This window comes from Siphonobacter curvatus, from assembly GCF_002943425.1.
Lineage (GTDB): Bacteria > Bacteroidota > Bacteroidia > Cytophagales > Spirosomataceae > Siphonobacter > Siphonobacter curvatus.
This window is the reverse complement of record NZ_PTRA01000007.1, coordinates 156,475-174,892: the sequence shown is the minus strand read 5'-3', so window position 1 is coordinate 174,892 and position 18,418 is coordinate 156,475. Positions and strand designations below refer to the sequence as shown.

Annotated in this window: 13 protein-coding genes; 5 read left to right on the top strand and 8 right to left on the bottom strand. The window is 49.9% G+C overall.

Features of this window, described 5'->3' with window-relative positions:
• Window positions 1-70: 70 nt before the first annotated feature.
• Complete coding sequence (locus C5O19_RS23525) at window positions 71-934, bottom strand: helix-turn-helix domain-containing protein (RefSeq protein WP_104715826.1); 864 nt, start codon at window positions 932-934, stop codon at window positions 71-73.
• Window positions 935-1,066: 132 nt separating this feature from the next.
• Between C5O19_RS23525 and C5O19_RS23520 the strand changes: the two genes are divergently transcribed.
• The 3 genes from C5O19_RS23520 (at window position 1,067) to C5O19_RS23510 (ending at window position 6,903) form a co-directional block, all read left to right on the top strand.
• Window positions 1,067-1,924, top strand: a complete 858-nt coding sequence (locus tag C5O19_RS23520) for a sugar phosphate isomerase/epimerase family protein (RefSeq protein WP_243406488.1) — start codon at window positions 1,067-1,069, stop codon at window positions 1,922-1,924.
• A gap of 34 nt (window positions 1,925-1,958) precedes the next feature.
• On the top strand, window positions 1,959-3,083 hold the full coding sequence (locus C5O19_RS23515) for a Gfo/Idh/MocA family protein (protein WP_104715824.1): 1,125 nt from the start codon (window positions 1,959-1,961) through the stop codon (window positions 3,081-3,083).
• 67 nt (window positions 3,084-3,150) lie between these two features.
• A complete protein-coding gene (locus C5O19_RS23510) occupies window positions 3,151-6,903 on the top strand; it encodes a PVC-type heme-binding CxxCH protein (protein WP_104715823.1) in 3,753 nt (1,250 codons plus the stop codon).
• A 95-nt stretch (window positions 6,904-6,998) separates the two neighbouring features.
• On the opposite strand, the gene C5O19_RS23505 is transcribed toward C5O19_RS23510, so the two are convergent.
• From C5O19_RS23505 to C5O19_RS23495, 3 genes are all read right to left on the bottom strand, one after another.
• On the bottom strand, window positions 6,999-7,601 hold the full coding sequence (locus tag C5O19_RS23505) for a thymidine kinase (protein ID WP_104715822.1): 603 nt from the start codon (window positions 7,599-7,601) through the stop codon (window positions 6,999-7,001).
• Between the two features lie 103 nt (window positions 7,602-7,704).
• Entirely contained in the window at window positions 7,705-8,817 is a 1,113-nt protein-coding gene (gene gmd / locus C5O19_RS23500; protein ID WP_104715821.1) for a GDP-mannose 4,6-dehydratase, read from the bottom strand.
• Window positions 8,818-8,938: 121 nt separating this feature from the next.
• Window positions 8,939-9,526, bottom strand: a complete 588-nt coding sequence (locus tag C5O19_RS23495) for an SPOR domain-containing protein (RefSeq protein ID WP_165796113.1) — start codon at window positions 9,524-9,526, stop codon at window positions 8,939-8,941.
• Between the two features lie 149 nt (window positions 9,527-9,675).
• Between C5O19_RS23495 and murB the strand changes: the two genes are divergently transcribed.
• Window positions 9,676-10,686 (top strand): UDP-N-acetylmuramate dehydrogenase, encoded by a 1,011-nt coding sequence (gene murB, locus C5O19_RS23490; protein WP_104715819.1) that lies wholly within the window; start codon window positions 9,676-9,678, stop codon window positions 10,684-10,686.
• 95 nt (window positions 10,687-10,781) lie between these two features.
• Here murB and C5O19_RS23485 read toward each other — a convergent pair whose 3' ends face one another.
• From C5O19_RS23485 to C5O19_RS23475, 3 genes are all read right to left on the bottom strand, one after another.
• A complete protein-coding gene (locus C5O19_RS23485; RefSeq protein ID WP_104715818.1) occupies window positions 10,782-11,570 on the bottom strand; it encodes a PhzF family phenazine biosynthesis protein in 789 nt (262 codons plus the stop codon).
• 84 nt (window positions 11,571-11,654) lie between these two features.
• On the bottom strand, window positions 11,655-13,661 hold the full coding sequence (locus C5O19_RS23480) for a ComEA family DNA-binding protein (RefSeq protein WP_104715817.1): 2,007 nt from the start codon (window positions 13,659-13,661) through the stop codon (window positions 11,655-11,657).
• Between the two features lie 140 nt (window positions 13,662-13,801).
• A complete protein-coding gene (locus C5O19_RS23475) occupies window positions 13,802-15,799 on the bottom strand; it encodes an OmpA family protein (protein WP_207766532.1) in 1,998 nt (665 codons plus the stop codon).
• Between the two features lie 440 nt (window positions 15,800-16,239).
• Between C5O19_RS23475 and C5O19_RS23470 the strand changes: the two genes are divergently transcribed.
• Complete coding sequence (locus C5O19_RS23470; protein ID WP_104715816.1) at window positions 16,240-17,790, top strand: pseudouridine synthase; 1,551 nt, start codon at window positions 16,240-16,242, stop codon at window positions 17,788-17,790.
• 52 nt (window positions 17,791-17,842) lie between these two features.
• On the opposite strand, the gene C5O19_RS23465 is transcribed toward C5O19_RS23470, so the two are convergent.
• Complete coding sequence (locus tag C5O19_RS23465; RefSeq protein WP_104715815.1) at window positions 17,843-18,157, bottom strand: DUF721 domain-containing protein; 315 nt, start codon at window positions 18,155-18,157, stop codon at window positions 17,843-17,845.
• Window positions 18,158-18,418: the final 261 nt, after the last annotated feature.

Genomic DNA, 18,418 nt, shown 5'->3' with positions numbered 1-18,418 from the left:
GCTTTCAAAAGTGTCATATCAACGAGCGAAAAACGGAAGGGCGGAGATTTCTCCGCTCTTTTTTTATGCCTTATCGGTAAGCTTTCTGGTACTGAGCGGGGGTAAGACCCGTCAATTCTTTAAACTGGCGGTTGAAATTGGAAATGGTATTGAAACCGCTTTCGTAACAGATTTGCGTGATCGTCAGCTTCCCTTCCATGAGTAGTTTGCAGGCGTAGCCAATCCGTACTTCACTGACAAACTCGGAGAACGTACGATTCGTACGGGTTTTAAAATACCGGCAGAAAGCCGAAGCACTCATACCCGCCAGCGAAGCCATCTCGTCCAGGCGAATCTCCTGCTGAAAATGGTCCAGTACATAATCGTGTACTTTCTGCATGCGTTCGGTTTCCGAAACTTTGTGCGTATTGACGTAGCCCAGACTGGCAATGGCCTGACATTCCTCACTGTGAGCCAATTCATCCAATAGCGTCAATAGGTGTAGAATGGCCTGGAAACCCGTTGCCTTGAGCAGTTGCTTCATGCTTTCCCGAATCTGCTCCCGCAAGCGGCCTTTGATTTCTACGCCGCGAACCGCGTGCTGAAAAAAGCTCTGGAGTATGTGCATCTCCGGTCGCTGGAAAAAATCAGTACCCAGAAAATCTTCCGTAAAGTACACGACAATTCCTTTGGTTTGTAGCTGCGAATGCGTTTGAAAATACGGCGGGTCGCTTCGCCAGAGGTGCGGAATGTTAGGTCCTAAAAAGACCGTATCGCCCGGTTCGAAGGGCTGAATATTGTCACCAATGAATCGCGTACCCGTTCCTTCTTCCACCGTAAATAATTGGTAGTGGGGATGGAAATGCCAGTTCGGATCAAAGTAGGGCGAGACCAATTCCTGCATCGTAAACGAAGCAACGGGGTTCTCAATGGTTTTCCGAAGAGCAGACTTCATAGGTGTATCTAATCTTATTTTGCAGAATAAATAATCAAAAATACAAAATAGGTCAAAATACAGTAGATGTTGGTCAAAGATGACGGAGTTTTTATCATTTTCCCGACATAAAATTGTATCATGATCTACAGCATGAATCTGCTCCTGTGGGGGCCTACTCTGGACGAATCGTTTTTTCCAACGCTGGAAGAAATCAGAAACATTGGTTTTGGTGGCGTAGAAGTGCCGATCTCTTCAACCAATCCCCAATTTTACCGCAGCTGGGCGGATCGCCTGGATGAGCTGGGACTCAAGCGGCAGGCCGACGTGATTTGCGGACCGGACCATAATCTGATCAGTTCAGACGCGGCCATGCGAAAAGCTACGCTGGAACACCTGCACCGCAGTGTGGATTGTGCCGTAGCGCTAGGAGCCACGCACCTCATGGGCCCGTATCATTCGGCCTTGGGGGTCTTTACGGGTCAGCCCGCTACAGCCGATGAGTGGAAATGGGGCGTAGAAAGCATACAGATTCTGGCGGAGTACGCTCAGCAACAAGGCATTCGACTGGGTTTGGAATACCTCAACCGTTTTGAAATGTATCTGACGAGTTGCGGGGAAGAACTGGCTCGTTTTGTCGATGACGTCAACCATCCCAACTGCCAAATCATGTTCGATACGTTTCATGCCAACATAGAGGAGAAAAACATCGGCGACACCATCCGGCAACTCGGCGACCGCATCACCTTCGTACAACTTTCGGAAAATGATCGATCGACACCCGGTAAAGGAAACGTAGCCTGGGATTCCGTATTTCAGGGTCTTCGTGACATCAACTACCAGGGTTGGCTGAGTATCGAAGCGTTCAGTACCAAATTAAGTGTAGCCAATATCTGGCGAAAAATGTTCGATTCGGAAGAGCAACTCATGCGGGATGGGCTGGGGTTCATTCAAAGCAACTGGGAAAAGCAGCCCGTCTCTTCGTTCGTAAGCAACGGCCATACGGCCTAAGGTCTCATTGTATATCCTCTAATCACTAGTACGCATGTCAAAACCCATTAACATTGCTATTGTAGGTCTGGGCTTCGGAGCCGAATTTATCCCCATTTATCAGCGTCATCCCCATGCAAATATGTACGCGATTTGTCAGCGTACGCCCGAAAAACTCAACGCCGTAGGAGACGCCTTTGGCATTGACGTTCGGTATACCGATTACGATGAATTGCTGAAAGATCCCAACGTTGACGCCGTTCACATCAATTCACCCATTCCTAACCACGCCGAACAAAGCCTGAAAGCTTTACGGGCGGGCAAACACGTGGCCTGTACCGTACCCATGGCCACGACAGTAGAAGAGTGTCTGGAAATTGTGAAGACCTGCCGCCAAACGGGTAAAAAATACATGATGATGGAAACGGTGGTCTACAGCCGTGAGTTTCTATTTGTGAAGGACTTGTACGAAAAAGGAGAGCTGGGTAATGTACAGTTTCTCAAAGCCAGTCACCAGCAGGACATGGACGGCTGGCCCGATTACTGGCCTGGCTTGCCACCCATGCACTACGCCACGCACTGCGTAGGCCCCGTAGCAGGTCTGCTCAAATCCAGCCCTGAATATGTCTCGTGCTTTGGCTCAGGTACCATTCGACAAGAGCTGGCTCAGATTCACAACTCGCCGTTTGCCGTTGAATCCGCTCACATCAAATTCAAAAACAGTGATCTGTCGGCGTATGTCTACCGTTCGCTCTTCGATACGGCCCGGCAGTACCGCGAAAGTTTTGAGGTATACGGTTCGAAAAAATCGTTTGAATGGCCGCTGATTGAAGGCGAAGAGGCCGTAATCCATACTGCCAAGAAAGAAGAACACGAAATTCCGGAACGCGTCACCGTACCCGATTTCGCTCATTACTTACCCGAAGAAATTCAGGATTTTACCACCAAAGGCGTATACGACGTCGCCGAAAACACGCACCTGAGCTTTACCCAGGGCAGTGGTCACGGCGGTTCGCACCCGCACCTGGTGCATGAATTCCTGATGGCTTTGGTTGAAGACCGCGAACCCTTTCCCAATGCTGTACAGTCGGCCGAGTGGACCAGTGTGGGAATTCTAGCTCATGAATCAGCTCTACAGGGCGGAAAACTCCTGTACCTGCCTGATTTTGAGAATGCCTGAGTGTAGAAAGAACCCTACAGGAATAAGCGTTCCTGTAGGGTTGATACAGAGCTAAACCTTTTTATGAATGAAAAAAATTCTTGCGGGACTAGCCGCCCTGAGTCTACTCTCGCTAACGTATTGTACGCGGCAGCCGGGCTCTTCGGCTTCGCAGCCAAAGACCGAGGGGCGGAGGATTGAGATTCTGTTTCTGGGCGACAATGGGCACCACCGGCCCATACAAATGGCTCCTATACTGATGGAAGGATTGGGTAACAAGGGAATCAACCTGAGTTATACCGATCGACTGGAAGATTTAAATCCAGAAAACCTCAGCAAATACGACGGTCTATTGGTGTTTGCCAACTGGGACAGCCTGCCACCAGCTCCTGAAAAAGCCCTGGTCGATTTTGTCAAAGGTGGCAAAGGGCTGATCGCCGTACACTGTGCTTCCTGGTGTTTCCGTAACTCCAGTGCCTTCGTCAATGACATGGTAGGGGGGCAATTCTGGAAACACGGCTGGGATACCATTCAGCCCGTGTGGGCCAAGCCCGATCATCCGGCCATTTTTGGTGCCAAGCAATTCAAGACGGTAGACGAAACCTATCTGCACAAAAAACTGGCGGCGGATAATGTCGTACTTACCGAGCGAATCATCGACGCCAAGCAGGCCAAAGACAAACCCGGTCAGAAAACCGAACCCTATACCTGGGTTCGTAATTTTGGCAAGGGCCGCGTATTCTACACGGCTTACGGCCACGACGAGCTTACCTGGAAGCAAACGGGTTTTCACGATCTGATGGAAAAAGGGATCAAATGGTCCGTAGGGGATAAGGTCGCTGGTGAGTTGCAGAAGCTGAATCCTAAACCTTTCGTGTATCAGGAAGCGAACCTTCCCAACTACGAAAAACGGCCTGGGCCGCAACTTAAGCCCGATCCGCTTTCGCCCGAAGAATCGATGAAGCATTTGCAGGTAAATCCGGATTTTACGCTGGGTTTATTTGCTGCGGAGCCCAACGTACAGCACCCCATCGCCCTTAGCTGGGATGAGAAAGGTCGCATGTTCGCCATTGTTACGCTCGATTACCCCAACGAACGCAAAGACACGGGCGGCCGGGATTACATCCTCATGTTAGAAGATACCAATGGCGATGGCAAAGCCGACAAGTTTACTAAGTTCGCCGATAACCTGAGTATTCCGACGAGCCTAGTGGCTTACGATGGAGGTTTTATCGTTTCGCAGGCACCGGACATGCTGTTTTTAAAGGATACGGACGGCGACGGGAAAGCCGATGTCCGCAAGGTGTTGATGACGGGTTTTGGTACCATGGATACGCACGCTGGTCCGAGTAACCTGCACTACGGCTTCGACAACTGGATTTACGGTTCGATTGGCTATTCCGGCTTTAACGGTACCGTGGGTGGGAAGAAGCACCAGTTTGGTCAGGGCTTTTTCCGCTTTAAACCCGATGGCTCGGAGCTGGAGTATCTGACGTCTACCTCCAATAATACCTGGGGATTGGCCTTTGACGAAACGGGAAATCTTTTTGGCTCCACGGCCAATAACGATCACGGTTGGTACATGGCCATTCCCAACCGGTACATGCTGGGTTGGGACAAGCTTCGCCTCCGCGGCGGTCGCAGTACGGATACGCACAAAGACATGAAAGTCCTAACCCGGATTCGTCAGGTCGATGTCTTCGGCGGATACACGGCGGCGGCTGGTCATAATTTCTACACGGCCCGGAGTTTCCCGCAATCCTACTGGAACCGCGTCGCCTTTGTTAGTGAACCTACGGGCCACATCATCCACCTGAACACGATGGAAAAAGATGGGACGGACTATCACGATAAAAACGATTTCAACCTCGTGGCCGGAGCCGATGAGTGGTTTTCACCCGTATTCGCTGAAGTAGGTCCGGACGGAGCCGTATGGTTTGCCGATTGGTACAGCTTCATCATCCAGCACAATCCGACGCCGAAAGGTTTCGAAAATGGAGGCGGAAATGCGTATGTGACAGACCTTCGGGACAATACGCACGGACGCATTTATCGCATTGCATACAAAAAAGCTCCGGCGTATCAGCCACTCGCCCTTTCCAAGGATCAGCCTGAAGCGTTAGTCAAGGCCCTCACCAGTGACAACATGTTCTGGCGGCAGGCGGCTCAGCGATTACTGGTCGAACGCGGGAAGTCAGACGTTCTGCCGCAGTTATATGCGCTGGTGAAAAACCAGTCACTCGATGCCATTGGTTCAAATCCCGGAGCGATTCACGCGCTGTGGACGCTGCACGGATTAGGAGCGTTGAATGGTTCGAATGCGGAGGCTTTCCAAATCGTTACGGCGGCTTTGAAACATCCGGCAGCTTCCGTTCGTAAAACGGCGGTTCAGGTATTGCCCAAAAATGCATCTACGGTAGCTAGTTTGTTACAGGCCAATACGCTGAATGATTCTGAGCCACTGGTAGGCTTGAATACGTTACTGGCTTTCACAGAAGCTCCTATGACGGCTGAAGTCGAAAAAGCCGTAGTCGCCGCTTTGGGCAATCCGAACTTTGTAGCTGATCGCTGGATGCCCGATGCATTCACGACCGTATTCAATGCCCGTGATTCCGAATTACTGAAAACGTTTTTAGCAAAAGCTCCCCGACAGGGACAAGCTTCGGCTTCTGCCAGTACCTCCGCCGCGATGGATCATTCCGCTCATCAGCATGGCATGGCGGAAGAAAAAGCTGCTGCCAGTACGGGTCCGAAAGCGGATATCGTCGTAACGCAGGTCAAACCTTCGACGCCCATGCCGACGGTAAGGGAAGGGATTTCATTCTCAGTGGAAGTAGAAAACCGGGGTTCCGCAGCGGTTCCCTCGGGTACACCGATTACGCTGAAAATCCACGCCGAAGGTCCAAACCTGAGCCGGGATTGGCTGAGCTATACGTTCGTCAAAGGTCTGAAAGCCGGAGAGAAAGCGTTCATTACCGAGTCCAATAACGGTCCTTGGGTAGGTCCGATGGGTCTGAGCTCAGATGTGCCTGGGAACTTTACCATTTCGGTAACGGCGGATCCGGACAACAAGATTCCGGAAAACCGGGAAGACAACAACACCTTCCGTTACGTGGTCAAGTACCAGCCGCTCAAAAATCTGACGGGTTTTGTACTTGAAAACGCCACCCGTGCCTACACGGCTACGGCTACCGAAGCAGAACTGCTGTCCTTCGCTGGCTTGCTGAAAGGCTTGAATGATACGGATGCCAAAGCGGTGCTGGCCGGTATGCGACGCGGCTGGGATCCCAAACGTAAGCTGGCTCCCTCGGCGGCAACGCAGCAGGTACTGGCCAGTCTGGATAAAGATCTCTCCAAAGACAATCAGAAACTGCTCAATAACTGGGCCGAACTGACCGGCTTACGCAAATCTGCGGAGAACGAAGTCGATCCTAATGTACAGACGGTGAAGATTAAGACGGTTACCGAAAAGCTTCAGTTTAGTTTGAAAGAGTTTACGGTAAAAGCAGGCCAGCCCGTAGAGATCATTCTCGACAATCCCGACCAGATGCAACACAACCTGGTGATTGGTAAACCGAAATCACTGGAAGTTATCGGAAAGGCCGCTGACGCCATGATTACACGACCCGACGCCGTCTACAAAAGCTACGTACCGGAGATTCCACAAGTGATTATCGCCACGAAGCTGGTCAATCCGGATGATAGTGCTCACCTGAAGTTTGTGGCTCCGGCGGAACCGGGCGACTATCCCTTCGTGTGTACCTTCCCCGGTCACTGGCGAATCATGAATGGGGTGATGCGGGTAGTGAAGGAGACGGCGAGTAGCAATTCAAAAAAATAACAAAACCCTAATACGTTAAAAAGTCGCTTTTCTCGAGGTAGAAAAGCGGCTTTTTTTATGCTTTAGCAGAAAATCCCGAAACGGATGTCGGTTGGTTAATGCCCTTCCCCGGCGTTTCTTCCTTCGAGAAAATGCCGACGGCAACGGGCTTCGTAACTGTCTTTTTCACCGAGTAAAATTTGTCCGGGCGTAGCTACTTTACGGTAGGAATAATTCGCTAACTCCCCGCAGACCACGCAGATGGCGTGTACTTTCGTTACGTATTCGGCAATGGCCATCAGGGAAGGCATAGGTCCGAATGGACGACCTTCCGAGTCCATATCCAAACCCGCAATGATCACGCGCTTGCCCGCATTGGCCAGTTCATGACAGACCGCTACAATCTCTTCATCAAAAAACTGAGCTTCGTCAATGCCGATTAGCTCACAATCTTCGGCCAACGCCAGAATTTCCCGGGCCGAAGCCACGGGGGTCGACTGAATCGAAGTAGCATCGTGGGAGACAACATGCTCGGCGTGATACCGTGTATCCAGAGCGGGTTTAAAAATGCGTACGTTCAGGCGAGCAATAATGGCCCGGTTCACGCGGCGGATCAATTCTTCCGTTTTTCCCGAAAACATAGAGCCACAAATCACCTCAATCCAGCCCATGTGGCAGCCGTCGGGTGTACGAAGTCCGTTGGTACGTTCAATAAACATCTGCGAATGATTTTGAGCCGGTCCTACCTCCGGCATCCTGAATCTGCAAAAATAACAAAGCAGCGACGAAACCGCCGCTGCTTTGGTCCAGGAGTCTGGTAATTTATTCGAAGTAGTTCATCGTGCGATAGCCACCTTTGTTGAGGTGCAGATCTTTTTTGAACAGGTCCAAATCAGCCGTCATCATATCATTGACCAGTGCGGGGAGGTCATATTTCGGCTCCCAGCCCAGTTGCGTTTTGGCTTTCGTTGGATCGCCGTGTAGCAGGTCTACTTCCGTCGGACGGAAATAACGCGGATCAATCGCTACGACTTCTTTGCCAATTTCAAGCTGGTATTCCGGATTATTGCAGGCAGTTACGTAGCCTTTCTCCTCGAGTCCTTCTCCTTTGAATTCCAGCTCAATGCCTACTTCTCCGAACGCCATCCGGATGAAGTCCCGTACTTTCGTCGTTACACCCGTAGCAATCACGTAATCTTCCGCTTTTTCCTGTTGCAGAATCAACCACATGGCCTCTACGTAATCTTTGGCATGGCCCCAGTCACGCAGCGAATCCAGGTTACCCATGTAAATCTTGTCGAGTACACCCAGCGCAATACGCGAAACGCCACGGGTAATTTTCCGCGTTACGAACGTTTCACCGCGTAAGGGAGATTCGTGGTTGAACAGGATACCGTTCACGGCAAACATATCGTAAGCTTCGCGGTAATTCACCGTAATCCAGTAGCCATACATCTTTGCTACGGCATAAGGGGAGCGGGGATAGAACGGGGTCGTCTCCGACTGAGGCACGGCCTGTACCAATCCGTACAGTTCTGAAGTAGAAGCCTGGTAAATTTTGGTCTTTTTTTCCAGTCCCAGGATCCGTACCGCCTCCAAGATCCGGAGTGTACCTAAACCATCTACCTGAGCGGTGTATTCGGGTTCGTCGAAACTAACCCGTACGTGTGACTGAGCACCGAGGTTATAAATTTCATCAGGTTGGGTTTCCTGAATCAGCCGGATCACGTTGGTAGAATCAGTCAGATCACCATAGTGCAAATGGAACCGAACGTCCTGCTCATGGGGATCTTGGTACAAGTGATCAATCCGCTCGGTATTAATGAGCGAACTGCGGCGTTTCACACCGTGCACTTCGTAACCTTTTTTTAATAAGAATTCTGCCAGATAGGCACCATCTTGGCCGGTGATTCCGGTGATAAGGGCTTTTTTCATGCGGTTGTATATCTAATCCACAATACGAGGGACTGCTAGGTTAGTAAACTAGTGGTAAGTATTGTTGTTTACAAAAAACTAATAAAATTGTAGAGGTACAAAACAATATGGACAAAATCCTTTACGGCTCATCCGTTTCGTTCGTATCCGTTGCCCGATTGTCGATGATTTTCAGGGCATCCCGAAGACTCACCCGGTCCGAAATCAGGGTGGAACCCGGGTACTCGTTCTTAATTTTATGGAAGTAACGTTCCGCGTCGAGGCGGGTAGCAAAGTCCCCTACGCGTAGGCGATACGTTGGATGGTTATAAGCAATATAGGTATTTAATTCACCGTAGTTTTGATAGATATATAGTTTCGCTGCTTCCATATCCGCACGCTTGGTGCCCGTGTAAAGTTGAATGCGGTAACCCGCCAGATACCGAACCCCTTTGTTTCGCTGAGCCAGGGTATCCAGCGTCAAATCCAGCTTTTTATTGATCGATTGCGTACTTGTACTACCGGGAGCGGTAACGGGTGTCGTCGGCTTCTTTTTTTCTTCGAGCGGAGCTTTTTTAACTTCGCTTGGCTCGTACCGGGGGCGGTAGGCGGCCAGATCCAGGTCGTAAGGCTTCGATGCATTGGAGGATCGGGTCGGAACAACTTTGGAAGAACAGGCCGTTAAGAGGCTTATTCCTACCAAGAAAATAAGCAATGTGGAGGGTTTCATAACCATATCAAAGCGTGGGTTTAGCAGGAAAAGCTAAACCAGTGACTCGTTGCGATTTACGTTTGGGGAAACAAATTTTCAGGGAATTTCCCGGAAATCAAACGTATTTCTGATAGAACTTTACCGAAGTTTGAAAAGGAATCCGGTTTATGCACCTACAGCAAGATATTTCTCTAAAGCCTTATACCACCTTTGGTATTGAGGCGAAAACCCGCTGGTTTACCGAAGTAAGCTCGGTAAAAACCTTGCAAGCGGTTTTGCAAGGCCATCGGGATACGCCCAAGCTCATTCTGGGCGGAGGTAGTAATGTGCTCTTAACGCAGGATTTCCCGGGTTTGGTGATTCGAGTGGTTATTCCAGGCATCGACATCGTCGCGGAAGATGCGGAATATACCTTCGTCAAAGCCGGAGCCGGTGTCGTTTGGCAGGAGCTGGTCGAAGCCTCGCTTGAGCTGGGTCTTTCGGGGCTCGAAAACTTATCCCTGATTCCGGGTTCGGTCGGAGCGTCGCCCATGCAGAATATTGGCGCGTACGGGGTAGAAATCAAGGACGTCTTCCACGCACTCGAAGCCCTGCACATCGAAACGGGTGAAATCCACAGTTTTAACGCGGCTGATTGCCGATTTGGTTACCGCGAAAGCGTATTCAAGCACGCCTACAAAGGACAATATGTGATCGTAAGTGTCACTTATAAACTTTCAAAAAAGCCTCACTACCAGATTAGCTACGGCGATATTCAAAAAACGTTGGAGGAAATGGGTGTTACTGAATTATCGAGTCGGGCCATTAGCCAGGCAGTCATTCACATTCGCCGGTCCAAGCTGCCCGATCCGGCTGAACTGGGCAATGCGGGCAGTTTCTTTAAGAATCCCGAAATCCCCGTGGCTCAGTACGAAACGCTAAAAGCTCAGTATCCCAACCTGCCGGGGTATCTCACTACGCCGGGACAAATCAAAGTACCCGCGGGGTGGCTCATTGAGCAGGCGGGTTGGAAAGGCTATCGCGAAGGGGATGCGGGTGTACACACCCGGCAGGCTCTGGTACTGGTCAATTACGGTCAGGCTACGGGCGAAGCGATTAAAAAGCTTGCCGAAAAGATACAGGCTTCCGTGCTAGAGAAATACGGGATTGCTCTGTCAGCGGAGGTGAATTTTATCTGAGGAAGTGCGGCTAGCCCAAAGCCTACTTAGCTCTAGATGAGTTCATCCGGTAAATGGTTAAAAAAATAGCCTGGTTCTTATACCAGGCTATTTTTTTAAATCATAATCTCACCTTTCAGATAGGCTACGGCTTCACCGGAAATTTCGACCCGGTCGCCCAGCAGTTGGAGCCACAGCTCACCACCCCGGGCTGAAATCTGACGGGCGAACAATTCGGTTTTTCCTAGTTTCTCTGCCCAATACGGCACGAGTACGGTATGGGCTGAACCCGTCACCGGATCTTCATCTACGCCTGAAGCGGGGGCAAAAAAGCGACTGACAAAATCTGCGTCCGTTCCTACCGAACTCACGATGACGCCCCGGGCTCCGATGGTGCGTAGCTGACGATGGTCGGGATTGAGTCCAGCAATCTGTTCTTGTTCTTCCAGAATCACTAAGTAATCATTGGTCCGGCCCCGTAATACTTCTAAGGCACGACTCAGGCCCAGGCTTTCCAGCAAACCTTCGGGAATCTCCGTGGCCTGGGGTGGGTTAGCCGGAAAATTCAATGTAAGTCGAGAGTCCTGCCGACGAACCGTCAGCAAGCCCGAATTGGAATGAAAGCGAATCTCGTCCTGCGTGTAACCTAAAAATTCGTACAGTACGAAGGCAGAGGCTACCGTCGCATGACCACACAAGTCAATTTCTACCGTCGGCGTAAACCATTTCAATTCGTAATCATCGCCTTTTTGAACGAAAAAAGCTGTTTCCGCCAGATTGTTCTCCGCAGCAATCTTGAGCATTGTTTCTTTGGGCAGCCATTCCTGTAAGGGAACCACTGCAGCGGGATTTCCTTTGAAGAGGGTATTCGTGAAGGCATCCACCTGATAAATGGGAAGTGTCATGGCTTGTGATTGGTTAGAACGCGAAGTAAGAACTTGCTCGGGACTGGTCGTATCGTTGGATCAAAAAAACTTCTGATGGTAAAGTTACCAGCGGTAACGCAGCTGTACTTTCACGTCCGTGCGGTACGAATGCGGGATTTCATCAAGCCCCGAACCGACCGTGGGTTGATTGAGTAACTGCGTACGCGAGAGTCGAAGCCAGCCGTCCCAGTGTTTGGAAAATCCATAGTGAACTAATAGATAACTACGCCAGCCAACATCGGCGTAGGCCGGAATTGAAAACGCAGCCAGTACATCGGATTCGTACACATAGATGCGACTGTCGTAATCGTTGGTATGAAAATAGGCCAGACGGCCAGTCAAGGAAAGTTTTCCCGAATGAAACTTGGCATCCTGTACCAAAGCAAAACCCTGGGAAGGTGCGAAACCCCGATACGAAAAACAGGCGTACAGGATACGAGAATTCAAGGACCACTTTCGATTCAAATCCTGATCAAAACCCATCCAGAGACCACTACGGGCAATGGTGGTAACCAAAGGAGTTTTTGATAAGCGGGCGGGAAGGTTCTTTTCCTTTTGTTCGTAAAACGCCTGAATGGTCCATTGAGCCGTTTTGCGGGGGCGGTACGTGCCCCGAATCAAGGTGCCAAAGCCCTGGGAAGGCTGATCTACCAAATACTTTAGCCAGGGAAAACGGAAATAATCCAGGTAAGCTCCCACCTGCCAGCGACGGTTAGGCGTATACTTTCCACCCAGATACAAACCCGTTTCATTGATGTTCCGCGAGTTTTCACTGAATGCATTTGCGTAAAACGAATGGAAGTTCCGATCGTATCGTCGAAAGATCAGACTGCCGTCCCAACGTTTACTGAAACTGGTCAGTACGCCAGAAACCAGTCCAACACCACCCGAGCTGGAGCGACCGACTTCCCCGAAGAAGTTCATATTTCGCCAGAGATAGGTATAGTTAAACTCCCAAATCGCATTCGTTTGACCCATAAATTCGTATTGATTATACGCTCGATCTGCTCGTTGCAGCCGTTTGTCGTATCGAGTCTGGAGATACGTAAGGCCCAGACTGGCTTGTCTGCCCTGCCAGCGAAGATGGCCACCCCAATCCTGACTAAGCAGACTGGCTTTGTCGTTGATTTCGGCCGCGGTCCGGTGTAAACCCGAAGTTTGTAAACTACTGACCGTAAACGAATCGATCCGATTGGCGTCTCGCCTAATTCGGGAGTAAAAGCCCGTTAGTTCCCACTGTCGGGCGAGTTGCACAGTGGTCGCGACGCCACGAAAGAAACCGTACTCGGTGGCAGAAGTGTACGGACGAATGCCCAGCTGGCTACGCCGAATGCTGAGTACGGGTTCAGAACCTTTACCCAGATAAAAACCACCAGCCGTAAGTAAGCCCTGACCTAACTGTAGTTGGTAATCACCAATGGAGATGCGTTTGATCTTTCCGTAGTTCTGCACGAAGCCATGAAACGAGATATAATCTACGCCATAACTATGGGTAGCGGGTTGCCAGGTCCAGGGTTCACCCGCGTCGTGTTTGGCGGTAAAACCGAAACTAACCTGATGATTAGCGTAACCTTTGTACCGGGTGAATAACCGGTATGGCTGCCCCAGGTGACGGATGTTTCCCTTAGTATCCGGGGTAAAGCCCCGCCGAAGCTCCAGTGATCGATCGTAGCGAAGCAGTACGTACTGGGCAGCAGAGCCATCTACTTGCTGGTTTTGTATGCGTACAAAGGGAAGTAATCGCTGAATGGTTTGAAGGTCGAAGTCGGGAATAGCCTGTAATTCATATAGGGATACCAGCGGTCCGGCCTGTTGGCGGTACTGAAAGAAGCTGGTTAGCTGCTGTTCGGCTAAGATATACAGGGCTGAAAGCTCTTCAAACGTCGCTGCATTGAGATCAAGCGGTTGCTGAAAAAGCTGGTATAGGTTGTCTAGTACATCTTCGGTTATGTTTTCGGATTGGTTGGGTAATAAATTTTCAATCAGCGTATTCGGATCCAACTCGGGTCGTACGGGTTCCTGTGCGTAACTGGTTAGGGGGAAGAGACAAAGAAAAATAAACCATTTCATCGGCTGGGTGGGTAGCTGACGAAATTGAGTATTTTGTCTCAAATACGAATCGGGTAGTTAGGGAACGGTATATCCATGCAAGCCAAAAGCCCCGCAACATGTGTGTTGCGGGGCTTTTGGCTTGTGCGAACGAGCAGGGCTTAGTCCAGACCTACGACTTTAAATTCCGTACGGCGGTTTAGCTGGTGCTGTTCTTCCGTTTGTGCATTTGGAATCAGTAACTGACTTTCACCGTAACCTTTGGCGGTAATCCGATCCTGCGAAATACCGCGGGAAAGGATATAGTTTACTGCCGATTCAGCCCGTTGCTGCGAAAGCCGCTGGTTGTACGAATTGGTACCCCGTTCATCCGTGTGCGAACCTAACTCCAGTTTAATATCTGGGTTATCCTGCAGAATACGAACCACTTTATCTAATTCCGTTGAAGCATCCGCCCGGATGTTAAATTTATCAAAATCGTAATAAATCGTTTCGATTTTGAATGACTTGGATAACTCCGTACCCACTTCTTTCTTCAGCATATCGATGGTAGCGTACAGCGTTGTATCCGTAACCGGCTTGGTCAGTTGCTCGGCGGGAATCTGCTTGCCTTCCGTGATAAACAGCTCCTGTTTCTTCAAATAGTCCGGCTTTTCTACGATGATATTGTAATCCCGACCAATCCGAATGGGATAGACACCAAATTTCCCATCGGGGTTCGTTACGGCTTCCCCAATCGGACTTTCGTTGTCATCCACGACCGTGACTTTTACACCATCGAGCGGCTGTTGGGTTTTAGCATCAATGACCGTTCCCGCAATAAAATAGCGAACGGTTTTGCCGGGCGTTCCAGGCACTTTGGACGCAGGCGGAGGCGTTTGAGCCACTTGTACGGGTTCTTTCGAGCTTTCGAAGTAGTAAATGTCGTCGTCACCCTTGCCACCTTCCCGATTGGAAGCGAAGTATCCCCGCGTAGAATCGGCCCAGATCATCCCAAAATCATCGGCTTTAGAATTAAAAGGTTGGCCGAGGTTGCGTACCTGGATGACACCTTCGTTACGCGTCGCTTCAAACAGATCCAGACCGCCAAAACCCGCGTGTCCATCCGAAGCAAAATATAGTTTGGCATCGGGAGATACGTAAGGGAACAGCTCATTACCGGGCGTATTCAGGTCCCGACCCATATTAGCCGGACGACCAAAGCGGCCCGCTTTGTCAATATTCACTCGCCATAAATCCAGTCCACCGGAACCACCGGCCCGGTTGGAACTAAAGTATAACGTCGAACCATCGGCTGAAAAAGCGGGTGAGCCATCCCAGGAAGCGGAGTCACTGAAGGCCAGACGCTCGGGTTCTCCCCAGCCGGTACCCGTATTCCGGCTGATGTACAGATCTACATCGGCGGAAGTGTTTCCCGCTCCTTTACTACGACCGGTATTACCCCGAGCAAAAACCATCATCTTGCCATCGGCCGAAAAAACGGGCGTGCCTTCGTTCATGTTTTCACCGAAAATAGTCTGGCTGAAGAGTTCGGGCGTAGCCGTTTCCGTAGGGGAGGTCAGCTTGGCCTTGTATAAACCCAGCATGGGCTGGCCGTTGGCTTTATAAATCCGGTCTTTACGAGAAGCCGTAAAAACGAGTTCATCTTTCATCAAAACGGGCGAAAACTCCGCCGAAGCTGAATTTACATTCGAAATGTTGGTCAGCTTATAATTGCTAACCATCTGGCTGAGGGAATCAATCAACGTCAGGTTGTCGAGTTCCCGGCGGGCCAGCGTCAGTAGCGAACGGTTCGTAACCGAAAGTCGGGTAAAATTCCGCAGTTGCTCACCAGCCGCCGCGTAATTGCCCTGCGACTTGAGGGCGTAGCCGTAGTACAAACGGAGCGTAGGTTCTTTGCTGCCCGCTTCCAGGGCTTTCTGATAAAATTCAGCCGATTGAGAAAGGCGGTTGGAGCGGCGGTAACTTTCGGCAATCAGCATATTGACCCGGGCAGGATCTTTGCTGACGGCTTTTTGAAACTGTTTAATCGCTAATTCGTATTCACCGTTTTCATAGTATTTTTCTCCTTTCTTCAGCGACTGCAGGGCCGAATTACAGGCCATCAGACAGAGGCATAGCAGTAGGATGGAAAGACGAGAAGTAGTAATCAACTTCATAGTAGATGCGGTAGTTTGCGGGTTCAAGTTAGGCAAAATCCGGTGAACGTGGTTTGGGATCTATCCCTCAACCGGCGTCAGCGTAGGCAACGTCTGAAAAATCAAGGGTTCGCTGATCCGGAAAAGCTTTCCAAACCGGAGGAAACTTTTCTGCTGTTTAACGAATTATTCCTCTATTCGGTACATTCGTACAGAGCATTAACCTAATAATCGGGAAATTTATTTTACCTTTGCCGCCCCTATTTACTGATTTTTAGTAATTCATTTGAAATCAGCAGGTTACAGCAGGGATGTTGCAACAAAAAAGTTTAGGACTAGCGGTCCGGTATTCGAGTGATTTTTTAGTGTTAAAAACGCAGGAATACGGTAAAAGTTTTGCCTGTTTTCGCTGAATCACCCGCCGTTCCAGCCCCCTGAACTTCTTTCCAAAGACCACGAACATGGCTAAGCAAGAGGAGTCTTCACGTAGACCCCGTAAAAACAGTACTGAAGGTAAAACCTTCTCAGGAAATCGCCCCGAACGTCAGCATGACGATTCCCGGCCCCGTCGCGAAAACGAGCGATCATTTGACAAGCCCCGTGGCGAACGTAGCTTCGACAAACCCGAACGCCGGAATGATGAATTCCGCCCCCGTCGCGAAAATGACCGTTCCTTCGACAAGCCCCGTGGGGAACGTAACTTCAATAAATCCGAACGTCCGACCGAACGCCGGAATGACGAATTCCGGCCTCGCCGCGAAAATGACCGTTCTTTCGACAAGCCCCGTGGCGAACGTAACTTCAATAAATCTGAACGCCCTACGGATCGTCGCAACGACGAATCACGGCCTCGTCGGGAAAACGACCGTCCGTTCGATAAACCTCGCGGCGAACGCTCATTTGACAAGCCCCGTGGCGAACGTAGTTTCGACAAACCGGAACGCCGCAATGATGAATTTCGGCCCCGTCGGGAAAACGACCGGTCGTTCGATAAACCCCGCGGCGAGCGAAAAGAAGGAGAATCCCGATTCGAAAAAGGATCGGATCGTCCGGCCAAACGTAGTTTTGACAAACCCACGTTCCCCAAAGGAGAAAGACCCGAACGCTCGGGCTCCGATAAAAAAGAGTTACCGTCGCGGTACGGCAAACGGGCTGATCATGATCCGACCCGTCGATCAGGTCGCCGAGGTCATTCCAACGCGAATGAAACGGTAAAAGCTACGCCGAACTACAACATCGACAAGTATAAGGAAAACGCTCCCGATAAAATCAAGAAAAAGATTGAGCGGAATGAAAAGAGCAGCGATACCACTCGACTCAACCGCTACATTGCCCTGTCGGGCGTATGTTCACGGCGGGATGCGGATGTACTGATTGAAGCCGGAGAAATCTCGGTGAATGGGAAAGTGGTAAAAGAACTAGGGTATCAGGTAAAACCTAATGAAGTGGTACGCTACGGCCGCCGTATTCTTAATCCCGAGAAAATGGTGTACGTATTGCTGAATAAACCCAAAGATTACATCACGACGGTAGAAGACGATATGGATCGCCGTACGGTAATGGAACTGGTGAAAACGGCTGCCGAACAACGCATTTATCCCGTAGGACGACTTGACCGCAATACGACGGGTCTGTTGTTATTGACCAACGACGGTGAAATGGCTGAAAAGCTGACGCACCCCTCACACCAAATCGAAAAAATCTACCAAGTTGAAATCGATAAACCCATTACAACGGAGGATTTTGAAGCCATTCGGAAAGGAGTTGAACTCGAAGATGGCCTCATCAAGCCGGATGAAGTAAGTATCATTACGCCCGACGCTCAGGTGATTGGCATTCGCATTCACTCGGGCCGCAACCGGATTGTACGCCGGATTTTTGAGAAATTCGGTTACGACGTAACAAAACTCGATCGGACCTCTTTTGCCGGATTAAACAAGAAAGAATTACCCCGCGGCCAGTGGCGGTATTTAACCGAGAAGGAAGTCATTCGACTGAAGTATCTGGTATAAGTAAAAAGGCCGTTTGAATCTCCATTCAAACGGCCTTTTTGTTAGGTCAAGTTTAAATAAAAATAACTTCTCGAATAATCTCTTCCCCCATTTCGCGGTTAAGAAGCTCAATAAGCTTGGTTTTAGCTAGTACCAGTTCCTGTCGCAAAGGAGCCGAAAGAATTTGCACATATAGTGTACCTTCGGCTACGTATAGTCGACCCGTACGGCTGGCAATGGATTTTCCTACGAGCTTTTCCCAAAAAGCCACCAGATATGTCTCGCTGTACTTATTTTTGAGCTGATACGCCCGCAGCATTTCATCAATAGCTGCTTTCAAAGTAGTAGTGCCGGGCTTGCGAGCCTTCTGCTCTCGAATAAGGGGCATGATTGGTGTTGTTTGAAACAAAGGTAGAGAAGGCAAGGGGAGAAATCAACGATGCCGCAAGTTTTAGCGGTTTAATAGGCAGCAATTTGGGATTTTTTAGAGATCAATTTTAATTTTGTTGAGTCTTTGCTCCACCGCTCTTGGGGTAAGAAGGAAAAATTCAACGTTCCTTCCCGTTACGCCCGTTTAGAAATATCTTTTATAGTCGTGCAGATAACTTCTTTATAATTGTTAATTTAGCGGTAGTACGCACTAATTTTT